This is a genomic window from Roseateles sp. P2_H4 (assembly GCF_056403315.1).
In genome coordinates this window covers 109436-122909 of record NZ_JBFUFR010000022.1, presented here as the reverse complement: position 1 = coordinate 122909, position 13474 = coordinate 109436, and the positions used below count along the sequence as shown (strand labels likewise).

13 protein-coding genes are annotated in these 13474 nt (G+C 65.1%); 12 read left to right on the top strand and 1 reads right to left on the bottom strand.

Translation table 11 applies throughout. The annotated features are described in order from the left end of the window. Positions 1-414: PPC domain-containing protein (locus AC1DW3_RS17645; RefSeq protein WP_477933243.1), on the top strand; the 414-nt coding region annotated here is incomplete at its 5' end. Positions 415-679: 265 nt separating this feature from the next. Here AC1DW3_RS17645 and AC1DW3_RS17640 read toward each other — a convergent pair. Beyond that, the gene (locus tag AC1DW3_RS17640) at positions 680-2716 is read right to left on the bottom strand and encodes a M13 family metallopeptidase (RefSeq protein WP_477933241.1); all 2037 of its coding nucleotides are present in this window, start codon (positions 2714-2716) and stop codon (positions 680-682) included. Between the two features lie 112 nt (positions 2717-2828). Between AC1DW3_RS17640 and pstS the strand changes: the two genes are divergently transcribed. From pstS to AC1DW3_RS17585, 11 genes are all read left to right on the top strand, one after another. Further along, entirely contained in the window at positions 2829-3875 is a 1047-nt protein-coding gene (pstS, locus tag AC1DW3_RS17635) for a phosphate ABC transporter substrate-binding protein PstS (RefSeq protein ID WP_477933239.1), read from the top strand. An 11-nt stretch (positions 3876-3886) separates the two neighbouring features. Beyond that, positions 3887-4279 (top strand): gamma-butyrobetaine hydroxylase family protein, encoded by a 393-nt coding sequence (locus AC1DW3_RS17630; RefSeq protein WP_477933237.1) that lies wholly within the window; start codon positions 3887-3889, stop codon positions 4277-4279. A gap of 5 nt (positions 4280-4284) precedes the next feature. Then, positions 4285-5016 carry a bifunctional demethylmenaquinone methyltransferase/2-methoxy-6-polyprenyl-1,4-benzoquinol methylase UbiE gene (gene ubiE / locus AC1DW3_RS17625; protein WP_477933235.1) on the top strand — a complete coding sequence of 244 codons (732 nt, stop codon included), beginning with the start codon at positions 4285-4287 and terminating at the stop codon, positions 5014-5016. 426 nt (positions 5017-5442) lie between these two features. Next, the gene (locus tag AC1DW3_RS17620; RefSeq protein WP_477933233.1) at positions 5443-6411 is read left to right on the top strand and encodes an EpsD family peptidyl-prolyl cis-trans isomerase; all 969 of its coding nucleotides are present in this window, start codon (positions 5443-5445) and stop codon (positions 6409-6411) included. Further along, on the top strand, positions 6408-7244 hold the full coding sequence (gene epsE, locus AC1DW3_RS17615; RefSeq protein WP_477933231.1) for a polysaccharide export protein EpsE: 837 nt from the start codon (positions 6408-6410) through the stop codon (positions 7242-7244). The genes AC1DW3_RS17620 and epsE overlap by 4 nt, the downstream gene beginning before the upstream one ends. 25 nt (positions 7245-7269) lie before the next feature. Beyond that, complete coding sequence (epsF, locus tag AC1DW3_RS17610) at positions 7270-8691, top strand: chain length determinant protein EpsF (RefSeq protein ID WP_477933229.1); 1422 nt, start codon at positions 7270-7272, stop codon at positions 8689-8691. Between the two features lie 22 nt (positions 8692-8713). Then, the gene (locus tag AC1DW3_RS17605) at positions 8714-9583 is read left to right on the top strand and encodes a polysaccharide biosynthesis tyrosine autokinase (protein WP_477933227.1); all 870 of its coding nucleotides are present in this window, start codon (positions 8714-8716) and stop codon (positions 9581-9583) included. A gap of 5 nt (positions 9584-9588) precedes the next feature. After that, positions 9589-10500 carry an exosortase B gene (gene xrtB / locus AC1DW3_RS17600; protein ID WP_477933225.1) on the top strand — a complete coding sequence of 304 codons (912 nt, stop codon included), beginning with the start codon at positions 9589-9591 and terminating at the stop codon, positions 10498-10500. Between the two features lie 8 nt (positions 10501-10508). Beyond that, on the top strand, positions 10509-11219 hold the full coding sequence (epsI, locus tag AC1DW3_RS17595) for an exosortase-associated protein EpsI, B-type (RefSeq protein WP_477933223.1): 711 nt from the start codon (positions 10509-10511) through the stop codon (positions 11217-11219). Further along, complete coding sequence (locus AC1DW3_RS17590) at positions 11216-12547, top strand: O-antigen ligase family protein (protein ID WP_477933221.1); 1332 nt, start codon at positions 11216-11218, stop codon at positions 12545-12547. The genes epsI and AC1DW3_RS17590 overlap by 4 nt, the downstream gene beginning before the upstream one ends. Then, a complete protein-coding gene (locus tag AC1DW3_RS17585) occupies positions 12547-13470 on the top strand; it encodes a glycosyltransferase family 2 protein (protein WP_477933219.1) in 924 nt (307 codons plus the stop codon). The genes AC1DW3_RS17590 and AC1DW3_RS17585 overlap by 1 nt, the downstream gene beginning before the upstream one ends. Positions 13471-13474: the final 4 nt, after the last annotated feature.

Here is a 13474-nt window from a genome sequence, read left to right as displayed (position 1 = left end):
CAGTGCGGTGCCGGCATCCTGGACGCGGCCGCGGCCGTCACGGCGATCACCGGCACGACGCTGCCGACGGTCAACGAGACGGAGTCCAACGGCACCATCGGCACGGCCAACACCGTGGCGTCGCCCGCCATCGTGGCTGGCTCGATCAGCTCCAGCAGCGACACCGACTACTTCAAGGTGACGCTGCCGGCCGGCAAGACGCTGGCCGCGACGCTGACGATGGGCAGCAGCAGCAACGACTTCGACCTCTACATCAAGAACAGCTCCGGCACCCAGCTCGCCGCCAGCGAGAAGGCGGCCGGCCAGGTGGACAGCACGAGCTACGCCAACGGTGGTTCGAGCGCTGTCACGCTGTATGTGCAGGTGCTGCGCTACAGCGGCACGGGCACCTACACGCTGAAGCTGCAGTGGTAAGCGGTTTGGCTTGTTGAATGGGAACGGGGCTTCGGCCCCGTTTTTTTCTTTGTGGCGTTTGCGTTTGTTCTTTTTGTTCGATGCATTGCCGGGAGTCCGTCCCGGCGGCCGGGTACCTTTCTTCTGGCGCGTCAGAGAATAGTTACCCGCCATCGCGGGGCGGATTCCCGCGGCAGTGCACCGAGTCTCTATAGGTCTTGGCAAAGCCAACCACCCAACAAAAAACGGGGCCGCAGCCCCGTTCTGTCCAATCCAAACCACCAGCTCACCACACCGTGATCGGATCGCTCGCCACCATCGCACTCCCCGCCTTGCAGCTGAATGCCTGCGCGAAGTAAGCCGAGTTGCTCATCGGCGTCAGCACGCGGTACTTGGCCGGCGAGTGCGGGTCGGTGCGGACCTGGTTGATCAGGAACTCGGTGCGTACCTTGGTGCGCCAGATCAGCGCGTTGCTGAGGAAGAAGCGCTGCGCTGGCGTGTAGCCATCGATCTTCTTGTCGGTATCGCCGCTGCGCTTGAGCGCACGCTGCAGGCCCTCGTAGGCAATCGGCAGGCCGGACATGTCGGAGATGTTCTCGCCCAGGGTCAGTCGGCCGTTGATGTTGTAGCCGGGCAGCGGCGAGATCGCGCTGTAGCGATCGGCCACCTTGTCGGAGCGAGCCTTGTAGCCGGCCGCGTCGGCCGGCGTCCACCAGTCGGTCAGCGAGCCGATGGCGTCGAAGTTGCGACCGCTGTCGTCGAAGTGGTGCGTGATCTCATGGCCGATGACCATGCCGATGCCGCCGTAGTTGCTGGCGTCGTCGGCCTTGGCGTCGAAGAACGGCGGCTGCAGGATGCCGGCCGGGAAGGTGATCTCGTTGAGGCCGCCAGCCTGGGCGTTCACGATGTGCGAGGCCATGCGCCAGCGGCCCCGCTCGACCGGCGCGTCCAGGTCCTTGACCTGCTGGCCGCTGTTCCACATCGCCGCCTTGATCCAGTTGCCCGCGTAGTCATTGCTGGTGAGTTGCAGGCCCTCGTACTGCGGGAACTTCTCGGGGCCGCCGATCTTGGCCTGCATGTTGGCCAGCTTCTCCAGCGCCTTGGCCTTCGTGCCAGGCGTCATCCAGTCCAGCTTCTCGATGCGCGCCTTCATGCTCGCGCGAACGTCGTCTACCAATTGCACGGCGCGCTTCTGGGCCTCCGGCGAGAAGGCCCGCGCGACGAACAGCTCGCCCAGCGCCGGACCTAGTGGCTCGCCACCGGTGCGGCCGCCAATCCTCAGGATGACGTCCTCGCTGCGCGGCGGCGGGGCCTCCAGGCCGGTGATGGCCTTGCCGCGGTACTCGAAGGAGGCATTGGCGAAGGCCTTGGGCAGGCGGGGCGACAGCGTGTCCAGCACGCGCAGCGCCAGGTAGCGGCGCCACACCTCCAGCGGCGCGTCGGCGGCCAGCTTGGCCACGCGAGCCGCAACTTCAGGCTGGCCCACGATGAAGCGCTGCGGCAGCTTGGCCCCCGCGGTCAAGACGGCCAGGTAGCCGCTCCAGTCGAAGCCGGGCGCGGCCGTCGCCAGCTCGGCAGGGCTCATCGCGTTGTAGTTGGCGTTCGGGTCGCGCAGTTTGGCGCGCTCGCGCATCGCCTCGGCAAGCTGGGTCTCGAAGGCCAGCAGGGCGTCCAGCTCCGCATCGGTGGCAGGGCGGTTGGCGGCAGCCAGCAACGCCTTTGCGAAATCACGGTATGCCGCGCCGATCTTCTTCGTGCGCTCGTCGCTGCGGAAGTAGTCGTCACGGTCCGGCAGCCCGAGGCTCGCCTGCGACTGCGACAGGCCCAGCACGTTGCGGCGCGTGTCCTTGCGATCGGGTTGCACGCTGAAGCCGAGCGGCGCTTCGATGCCGCTTCGGTTCAGCAGTGCCAGCAGCGTGGGAAGGTCTTCACGGCGTTGCAGCGCATCGATGCGGCTCAGCAGCGGGGTGACCGAGCTGAGGCCGCGCGCCTCGATGGTGGCCTCGTCCATGCCGCTGGAGAAGTAGGCGGCGATGAGCTTCAGGCCGGGTGTGGTCTGCAGCGCTGGCTTGTCGGCCAACTCTTTCAGCGCCTTGTCCAGCAGCGCATCGTTGTTCCGGCGCAGGTCCTCGAAGCCGCCGATGCGCGCACGGCTGGCTGGCAGCTCGGTGGCGGCCTCCCAGTTGCCGTTGACGAAGGCATAGAAGTCGTCGCAGGGCTTGGCCTCCTTGGACAGGCCGCTCAGGTCGAGGGCTTGCGCAGCGGCGGCCAGGCCGAGCAGGGTGGCTGCAGCGGCGAGGCGGTGGCGGGTGAAGGGATGCATGACGGGGCGATGAATGGCCGTGGAAACAGCAGATTAGAGCGCCCGCCCCGAGCGAACACCGGAAGACACAGGGCATGATTGCGGGTTTTCACCAAGCCCCCTGTCCCCCGGCATGTCCGTCCTCCCGCGCCTGACCCTGGTTTTCATCGCCCCGCTGCTGCTGTCCGCCGCCGCGCTCGCCCAGCCCGTGCAAGGGCAGGGCGCCACCTTCCCGTCCAAGGTCTACGAGACCTGGGCCCGCGCCTTCGAGAAGGCCGGCGGCGCTGCCGTTGCCTACAAGGGCACGGGCTCGGGCGACGGCATCAAGCAGATCGGCGCCCGCAAGGTTGACTTCGGCGGCACCGACGCCCCGCTGCCGCCGGCCGAACTGGCCAAGCAGCATCTGGTGCAGATCCCGATGCTGGTCGGCGGCGTGGTGCCGGTCGTCAACCTGCCGGGCGTTGGTGCGCCCTTGCAGCTCGATGGTGGCCTGCTGGCCGAGATCTTCATGGGCCGCGTCAAGCTCTGGAACGACGCCCGCATTACGGCCCTCAACCCGGGCGTCGCCCTGCCGGCGCTGGCCATCAAGCGCCTCGTGCGCGCCGAGAAGTCCGGCACCAGCGACGGCTTCAGCCGCTATCTGGCCGGCGCGTCTGCCGCGTTCAAGGGCGAAGTCGGCGCCAGCCAGGCTCCCGCCTGGCCGGGCGAGCCGCTGAAGGCCGAAGGCAACGACGGCATGGTGCAGGCGCTGCGTGCCACGCCGGGCGCGATCGCCTACGTGTCCTACGACCGCGTGCTGCGCGACAAGCTGGCGGCGGTGAAGCTGCGCAACGCCGCTGGCCGCTTCGTCGCGCCCTCGGAGCGCGGCTTCAGCGCGGCCGTGCTGGAGAGCGACATGCACCGCCAGGGCGACGACCTGGCGACGCTGCTGGACCGCCCGGGCAACGACGCCTGGCCGATCACGCTGACCAGCTTCGTGCTGGTCGATGCCGAACCTGCCGCCGCCGCCAAGGCCCAGGGCGCGCTGAAGTTCCTCTACTGGTGCTTCATGCATGGCGACGACCTGACGCGCGGCACGGGCTTTGCGCCGCTGCCCATCAGCGTGCAGTCCCGCCTGGCCGCGCGCTTTACCCTGGTGCGCCCCAAGGACGGCCAACTGCCGGCCTACCAGAGCTTCTAAACTGCCCACCCATGGCCGCCCCGACAGAACTCACCGTCCACCAGCACTCCCGCGTGCTGGAGATCGCCTTCGACGACGGCGCGCGTTTCCGCATCCCCTTCGAGCTGATGCGGGTCTACAGCCCCTCGGCCGAAGTCATGGGCCATGGCCCGGGGCAGGAAGTGCTGCAGACCGGCAAGCGCAAAGTGGGCATCTCCGGCATGGAGCCGGTGGGCCACTACGCCGTGCGGCCCGAGTTCTCGGACGGCCACGCCAGCGGGTTGTTCACCTGGGATTACCTCTACAAGCTCGGCAGCCAGCAGGACGCGCTGTGGCGCGACTACGAAGCCCGCCTTGCCGCCGCCGGCAAGGGCCGCGACGACGCCATGCCCGTCAAGGGCGGCGGCAGCTGCCACTCACATTGAATTCCATGACGCAGACGCATTTCGGTTTCAGCACGGTCGACGAGAACGAGAAGGCGACCAAGGTCCGCGGTGTCTTCGACTCCGTCGCATCCAAGTACGACCTGATGAACGACCTCATGTCGGCCGGCCTGCACCGGGCCTGGAAGGCCTACACCCTGCAGGTCGCCAACCTGAAGGCCGGCGAGCGGGTGCTGGACATTGCCGGCGGCACGGGCGACCTGTCGCGCGCATTTGCCCGTAAGGTCGGGGAGACCGGCGTCGTCGTGCACACCGACATCAACGAAGCCATGCTGCGCCAGGGCCGCGACCGCTTGCTGGACGAGGGCCTGATCCTGCCCACCAGCCTGGCCGACGCCGAGAAGCTGCCCTTCAAGAGCGAGAGCTTCGACCTCGTCAGCGTCGCCTTCGGCCTGCGCAACATGACGCACAAGGACCTCGCCCTGGTCGAGATGTGCCGCGTGCTCAAGCCGGGCGGCCGGCTGCTGGTGCTGGAGTTCTCGCGCATCGCCGAGCCGCTGAAGAAGCCCTACGACTGGTACTCCTTCAACATCCTGCCCAAGCTGGGCTCGCTGTTCGCTGGCGACGCCGAGAGCTACAAATACCTGGCCGAGTCCATCCGCATGCATCCCGACCAGGCGACGCTGAAGGCCATGATGAAGACGGCCGGCTTTGGCCATGTGGACGTCCACAACCTCAGCGCCGGCATCGTCGCCCTGCACGCTGGGATCAAGTGTTGACCCCTCGCCCAGTCCGGCCGCGCTGAACGCGGGCCAGCCCGGTCGGTCTTGCAGACCGCGCTGCGGCAGGCACGGCGAGCCCACTGGACTCGCCATGTCCGGCCTCAGCCCCATAGGGGACGGCGATGCTTGCCGGATCGGCCGGCAAGCACATCGCCAAGGCGGGCTGGCTGGGGAGCGGCCCGGCGCTCGGCCCGAACACCGGTACCAAACGACGCCGGGAGGCGTCATCCTCAACTGCGCGCGACCATCCCCCAAGAACGTGGGGGATCTGGGAACTTCCCGCTTGCAAATGCTCTAACCGCTGGCTGCCCGCGAACCCAGTTCTGGCTTCGTGCTGGCCCCAGCAGCGTCATATCGCGCCGCTACACTCGTTCGCTCCCTGGGGCAGGTGCCCTTTCTCTGCATAACAAGGACCTTCATCAGATGGCAATCCAACAGAACAAGCACCGTGCCCCGCTGCTGCTGGCGGTCGTCGCCGCTGCGGTATTGCTGACGGCCTGCGGCGGTGACAAGGGTGACAAGGCTTCGCAGACGGCGGCCAAGGTCAACAAGGAAGAGATCACCGTCCACCAGATCAATTTCGTGCTGCAGCGCCAGCCGGGCCTCAAGCCGGAGCAGGCCGAAGCCGCCAGCCGCCAGGTGCTGGAGCGCCTGGTCGACCAGGAACTGGCCGTGCAGAAGGCGCAGGAGCAAAAGCTCGACCGCGACCCGCGCGTCGTGCAGCAGATGGAAGCCGCCAAGCGCGAGATCATCGCCAGGGCCTATGCAGAGCGCGTCGGAGAGTCCGTCGCCAAGCCCACCAACGAAGAGATCGCCAAGTACTACAACGAGAAGCCGGCCCTGTTCAAGGACCGTCGCATCTACAGCCTGCAGGAACTGCAGATCGAAGCCAAGCCGGAGCAGTTCGACGCCATCCGGGCCAAGCTGTCGGCGGCCAAGAACCTGAACGAGTTTGCCGAATACCTGAAGGCCTCAGACATCCGCTTCAACGGCAACCAGGCCGTGCGCGCCGCCGAGCAGCTGCCGCTGGCCAGCCTGGACGCCATCGCCAGGATGAAGGACGGCGACTCCATGGTCAGCCCCAGCCCCAACGGGATGACGGTCCTGTTCCTGGTCGGCTCGCGCAGCCAACCCGTCGACGAGACCCGCGCCCGTCCCGCCATCGAAGCCTTCCTGCTGAACCAGCGCAAGGGCGAGGCCGTGCAGAAGGACCTCAAGGCGCTGCGTGACAGTTCCAAGATCGAATACGTGGGCAAGTTCGCGCAGGCTGCGTCGGCGGCTGGAGGCGTGACGCCGGTGCTGCCCGCTGCGTCAGAGGTGCCGCCGCCTTCTGCTACGCCTGCCAGCGGTCTCGACTCCGCTTCCATTTCCAAGGGCATGGGTCTGAAATGATGCGTATCCATCAATTGCTTCTTGCCGCCGCCATCGGCTTCGGCGCTTTGTCTGCCGGCGCCCAGACGGGGGCCGCCGCCGCTCCCGCTGGTGTCGCAGCGGAATATCGTCTGGGATCGGGTGACGTCATCCGGATTGTGGTCTTTCAGAACCCTGACCTTACTCTTGAGACGCGTGTCTCCGAGACCGGCTTCGTCAGCTTCCCATTGCTTGGCAACATCCGCATCGGAGGCCTTGGCGTCGGCGCTGCCGAAAAGCTGATTGCCGACGGCTTGAAGAGCGGTAACTTCGTGAAGCAGCCCCAGGTCACGTTGACGCTGTTGCAGGTCAAGGGTAACCAGGCCAGCGTGCTCGGCCAGGTGAATCGCCCGGGGCGCTACCCCATCGAGACGGCTGATATGCGCATGACGGACCTGTTGGCCACCGCCGGTGGTGTGGCCGGCACTGGCGGCGACATCGTCGTGCTGACGGGTGTGCGCAATGGCAAGCCCTTCCGCCTTGACATCGATCTGCCGACGGTATTTGGCCCCAGTTCGGACCAGGTCCGCACCAACGACGTCTTGATCCAGAACGGCGACGTTCTGTGGGTCGACCGCTCGCCCTTGGTCTACATCTATGGTGAGGTGCAGCGCCCTGGCCCCATGCGCCTGGAGCGAGGCATGACCCTGATGCAGGTGCTCGCTACCGGTGGTGGCTTGAACCAGCGCGGTACTGAGCGCGGCATCCGCGTGCACCGCAAGACCGCCGACGGCAAGGTGCAGATCCTGCAGCCGGCGATGGACGACAACGTCAAGGATGGCGATGTGGTCTACGTGAAAGAAAGCCTGTTCTGATTTCGGCTCACTAAAGGTTCTGAACATGTCGTTCACTCAATTCCTCGCGATCCTGCGCGCCCGCAAGAAGGCTGCGTTCATCGCCTTCGGGGTCGTTGTGCTGGCTGCCCTTGCCTTGAGTCTGCTGCTGCCCAAGAAATACAAGGCCGAAGCCAGTGTCGTGATCGATGCCAAGCCTGACCCGGTGTCCGCGCTGAGCAGCGCGACCACAGGTCTGCCGAACTTCGTAGCGACGCAGATCGACATCATGACCAGTGACCGTGTCGCCTTGCGCGTGATCCGTGACCTGAAACTCACGGAGGTTCCGGTCCTGCGCGATCAATGGAAGCGGGAAGGTGGGGACAGCACCATCGAGCAATACTTGATCGAGCTTTTCCAACTGGGCCTTGACGTAAAGCCCAGCCGCGAGAGCAACGTGATCACTGTTTCATACAAGAGCGCCGATCCGCGTTTCTCCGCGACGCTGGCTAACGCCTTCATTCAGGCCTACATCGCCACCACGCTTGAGCTGCGGGCCGATCCGGCGCAGAACTTCCGGCGCTTCTTCGACACCCAAACCAAGGAAGCACGGGACTTGCTGGAGAAGGCGCAGGCCAAGCTGTCTGCCTACCAGCAGGAGAAGGGCATCATCGCCACGGACGAACGGCTTGACGTGGAGAACGCCCGCCTGAATGAGCTGAGCAGCCAGCTGACGCAGATCCAGGCCATTTCCGCGGAGAGCAACAGCCGGCAGGGTCAGGCGACGGGCGCCCGCAGCGACCAACTCGCTGAGGTCCTGAACAATCCGCTCATCAGCGGCCTGAAGGCGGACCTCAGCCGCAACGAAGCGCGGCTGAAGGAACTCTCCTCCAAGTTTGGCGATGCCCATCCGCAGGTCGTGGAGGCCAAGGCCAACATCGGCGAACTTCGCAGCCGCATCGACGCCGAGACCAAGAAGGTCACGTCGGGCGTGGGGGTCAACAACTCCATCAATCAGGGACGCGAAGCCCAGATGCGCAGCTCGCTCGAAGCCCAGCGCGCCAAGGTGCTTCAGCTGAAGGCCGTGCGCGACGAAGGCATGCTGCTCCAGCGTGAGGTCGACAACTCGCAGCGGACCTATGACCTCTTGACGCAGCGCCTGAATCAGATCGCCCTGGAGGCGCAGAGCACACAGAGCTACGCCAACAGCCTGACGGTGGCTCAGCCGCCCTCCGAGCCATCGTCTCCCAAGATTCTGCGCAACATGGTCGCGTCGGTGTTCTTCGGCCTGCTCTTCGCGGTGGCCGTGGTGATGACGCTGGAGAAATTCGATCGCCGAGCGCGTTCGTCGGAGGACCTCGTCAACGCCTTCGGCCTGCCTGTGCTGGGCGTTCTTCCGAATCCGAATGCCAAGCGCTTCGTGTCGGGGCGTCTGGCGATGGGCGGAATGCCTGCGCTGAGCGCCGCCAGCAAGCCGACGCATTCTTGACCGAACGAGACAGGACAGCTCCGTGACAACCAGTGCCCCCCTCCTCGGCGAGCAGACCCTAGCTGATCGGTCGATCGGCGCCATCATTGCCGAAACCCGCAACCTCTCAGCCGACCAGGTCGAGCGCATCCTCAACCACCAGCGCACGCAAGGCGTCCGTTTCGGTGAGGCCGCGATCGCGCTGGGCTTTGCCAGCGCCGACGACGTGATGTTCGCGCTTGCCCAGCAGTTCCATTACCCCTATGCGTTGGGTGAGGAAGGCAAGCTGAACCCGGAATTGGTGGCTCTCAACCAACCGTTTGGCGTCCAGGCCGAAAGTTTCCGGGCAATCCGCAGCCAGTTGATGATGCGGCTCTTCAACGAGTCTCAGCCGCGTCGGGCAATTGCGGTGGTGAGCCCGGACGTCGGCGACGGCAAAACCTTCTTCGCGGCAAATCTCGCCGTCGCCCTGGCACAGCTGGGCGGCCGCACGCTGCTGGTGGATGCTGATCTGCGCAGTCCCCGCCTTCATCAGGTGTTCGGCCTCGAGAACAAGGTGGGCCTGTCCGGCATCCTTAGCGGCCGGGCGGAGTCCCAGGTCATCCGGCAGATCCAGAGCGTGCCCAGCCTATTCGTTCTGCCTGTCGGCGCGACGCCGCCCAACCCGGTCGAACTGGTGGAGCGCCCGGCGTTCGGCCTGCTGATCCGGGAGCTGGTCTCGAAGTTCGACTATGTCGTCGTCGACACCCCGGCGGTGCAACTTGGCAGTGACGCGGCCGTGATCGCAGCGCGATGCGGTGCAGCGCTGATGGTCGCGCGGCGCAACAACTCGCGCATGAAGGCCCTGGCCGGCATGCTGGCCGACGTTGCTGACACCGTCATGGTTGGCGCCGTCATCAACGACCACCAGTGACTTCCATGGAAATCCGTGGCGGCGCGAGTTGGTCGGCTGACCTGGCAGGTGCTGCGCGAGCGCTGTGGCTGCCCGTCAACCGAGCGTGGCTGCTGCTCGGCTTCGGCGTCCTGGCCATGTACTTGCCCACCGTCGTGGGGCTTTTGCGCACGGTTTGGAGTTCCGACGAACAGGGGCACGGCCCTATCGTCCTGGCCATCGCCGTCTGGCTGATCTGGCGCGCGCGCGCTTTGGTGAACGAGACGTCGGCGAGTGCGCCATCGCCGCTGTTTGCTTGGCCGCTGATCATCCTTGGCGCTCTCGCGCATGCCATCGGGGGCGCGATGGACGTGCTCATGCTGGAGGTGGGGTCAGTCATTCCGCTGCTGGCCGGCCTGGTGCTGCTGATGCGCGGCCCGAAGCAACTGGGCGCCATGTGGTTCCCGCTGCTCTTCATGGTGTTCCTCGTACCGCTGCCCGGCGTCGTCGTGGACGCCCTGACCCAACCCATGAAGCTCGGCGTGTCCGTGGTCGCCGAGCACTTTCTGTACTGGTTCGGCTATCCGATCTCACGGTCGGGCGTCATCCTGCAGATCGGCCCCTACCAGTTGCTGGTTGCCGATGCCTGTGCCGGCCTACACACGCTGTTCACGCTGGAGGCCCTGGGGCTGCTGTACCTGAACCTGGTGCGCCACTCCTCCACCTTGCGCAATGTGGCGCTCGCCATCCTGATCGTGCCGATCAGTTTCACTGCCAACGTCATTCGCGTGATCATCCTCACCTTGATCACGTACCACTTCGGCGATGCCGCAGGTCAGGGCTTCCTGCACGGCTTCGCCGGCATGGTGCTCTTCCTGGCCGCGCTGATCCTGATCATCAGCCTGGACAGCCTCATTCGCGTCTCGCTGGTGCGCGGGCCACCGTCCAATCCCGCCTGAGGTGAGTCGTGAGCCTGCAGACACCCAAGTCACGCCTGACCGTTGCCATCATTGCTACAGCCTTGATGCTCGGCAGCGCGGTCGCTTCCAAGGCCCTCGCGCCGACGCAGCGCATGGCAGCGCGGTACGCCGATGTTTCGCTGGAAACGCTGATTCCGCGCGAGTTCGCGGGCTGGCGTATCGATGAAACGATCCTGCCGCTGACGCCTGACCCAACCACCACCGCCTCCCTTGCCAGCCTGTATTCGCAGACGCTGACGCGCACGTACGTGAACGCTTCGGGCCAACGCGTGATGCTGGCCTTGGCGTACGGGGGTGATCAGAGCCGCGAGCTCCAAGTGCATCGCCCCGAAGTCTGCTATGCCGCCCAGGGCTTCCAGGTGAAGGATGCCGCCAAGGTCAACCTGAAGTCCTCCTTCGGCGAAGTGCCGGCCATGCAGCTCGTCGCTTCCCGCAGTGGCCGCATCGAGCCCATCACCTATTGGGTGCGAATGGGTGACGAACTGGTGCGCGGCAATCTCGAGCAGGGCATCGCCCGCGTCAGATACGGGCTGGCGGGCAGCATCCCGGACGGGCTGCTGGTCCGGGTTTCGACGCTAGGCGATGACACCAGCGCGCAGTACGAACTCCAGCAAGCGTTCGTGCAGGCCATGTTGGGCGCGGTGAAACCGGCGGCACGCCAGTACCTCGTCGGGCGCCCTATGGGTATCCCTTCATGATCTTTTTCGGCTTGGTTCTCAGCAGTCTCACCGAGCTGTTCGAGCGGCTCATCGACCTCGGGGCCTTCTATCTTTCGCCGACCCGGCTGTTCCTGTTGGTCCTCGCCTACGTCACCTACGTCGGCTATTGCGGTATGGCTTCGCAGCCGTGGAAGGTCGGCCCCAGCGCCAAGCGATTCGCAGCCGCCGTCGTGGCGCTGATCTTGCTAACTGCACTGAGCGTGACAGCCAGCAGCGATCTTGAGTACTCCGGCAAGCGTGCACTCAACACGACCAGCATCTATCTGATGCCGCTGGTGGTGTATCTCTACCTGAGCGTCAATTCCGCGAAGTACCCACCCGAAATGCTGATGCGCAAGGTGGGCAAATGCATCGTCTACAGCGGGCTCACTGTCGCGCTTTTTGGCTTCCTCCAGGAGGCGTCGGGCATCTTTCAGGTCAGCCGCGAAGTGCGCTTCCTGGGCCCTATACCGTACACGCGTATCAACTCGCTGTATCCGGACGGCAACTTCCTCGCTTATTTCCTGCTCTTCCCGCTCTGGCTAGCCTTGGCCGGCGGCGAGCCGCTTACCGGCATTGCCAGCCGTGGCAAGCGTCTGGCCATTGCGGCTCTCCTTCTCATCGCGCTGGTGCTGTCGGGCTCGCGCGGTGGCGTGCTCATGCTGCTTGCCGCCTGGGGCAGCCACGTGCTTTATCGGCTGGCCAAGGGGCGGCGCGCGCTGATCCTCGCCGTCGAATTGCCTTTCATGGTCGTGGTGCCGCTGCTGTTGGTCGCCTATGCCTATTTCGGATTCGAGCAGATCGTCGCCCACGTCAACGTCGTGGATACGAGCAACGAAAGCGGCTTCTCACGCATCCTCGCCTGGTATTCGGGCCTGAAGATCTATTTCCAGCATCCCTGGTTGGGCGTTGGTCCGGGCAACTTCGTCACGATGGACAAGGGCAATCTCCTGCCCGTGAACTATGTGCAGCCCTGGGTCGCCCTGCGCATCAACGGGCTTGCCGGTCACTCCAACGTCCTCGAGATCCTCGTCGAATCCGGCCCCTTCACGCTGGCCGCCTACTTCCTGGTGCAACTCAGCCTGTATTTCGCGCTGCTGCGTGCATCGCTGGAGTACGGCGATAAGCGCTTCGCTATCTACCGCAGCATCGTGTTCGCCACGGTGATCGGCAACCTCCTCATCAGCTACTACTTCCTATTCTTCATGATCCTGATTGGCGTTTTGCTGTTCGCCATTGACCGCGATGTCTATTCGCGCGTGGAGCGTCGGCGTGAGACTGTTGCGCCCGCATCCCAGCGCCCGGGGGCATGGGCGGGAGCACGTTGATGGCGTCCGTGACCATTGAAGGGCTGCCATCCTGCAGCATCGTCATCGCGTCATATAACCGCGCCGACATGCTGGTCGAGACGCTGGTCAGCCTGCACGCACACCTCCAGAAGCTCGGCGCCCTGGAGCTCGTGCAACTGGTGCTGATCGACAACAACTCGCCCGATCGCACGCCGGAGGTCATGACCGAATGGCAGGCGCGCTTTCCGCAATGCGTGCACCGGCGCGAGACGCAACAGGGCCTGTCGCACGCCCGCAATGCCGGTCTGGACGCAGCCTCAGGGGAGGTGGTGGTTTTCCTGGACGACGACGTCGAGTTGGACGACGGCTGGCTGCCGGCGCTGCTGGCGCCGTTCCGCAATGGGCAGGTGGCGGTTGTCGGCGGCAAGGTGCTGGCTTACGGTGCCAGTGAGCTGCCCGATTGGCTGCCGCGCGAGTATGGCTACCTCGTGAGCGTGTTCGATCCTTTCGACAGCGAGCGCGAGACCGACAAAGTGATGGGCGCCAACTTTGCGCTGCGCGCCAGCTGCGTGCGACAGGTCGGCGCCTTCGATCCCGCCTTGGGGCGCAAGGGCAGCAAGCTGCTCGGCGGTGAGGAGGTCGACCTTTTCAATCGCATTCGTGCGGCGGGTGGGGTCGTCTGGTACACGCCGCAAGCCGTCGTGTTTCACAAGATTGCCAACAAGCTGCGCAAGGAATACATCGTCGACTATGCCTACTGGCTGGGCGTGTCGGAAGCCCACCTGGAGCGACGGCTTCAGCTTGGCAAGTATTCGCTGAAGTTGGTCCGATCCTGGTGCGACCCCTGGTTGATCAAGCCGGCGCGCCAACTCACAGCGACTTCACCGATCGATGAAATGCGATCAATCATCCGTGAACGGTATGCCGCAGGTTACAGAAACATGATCACGGAAATCAAGTAAGAGG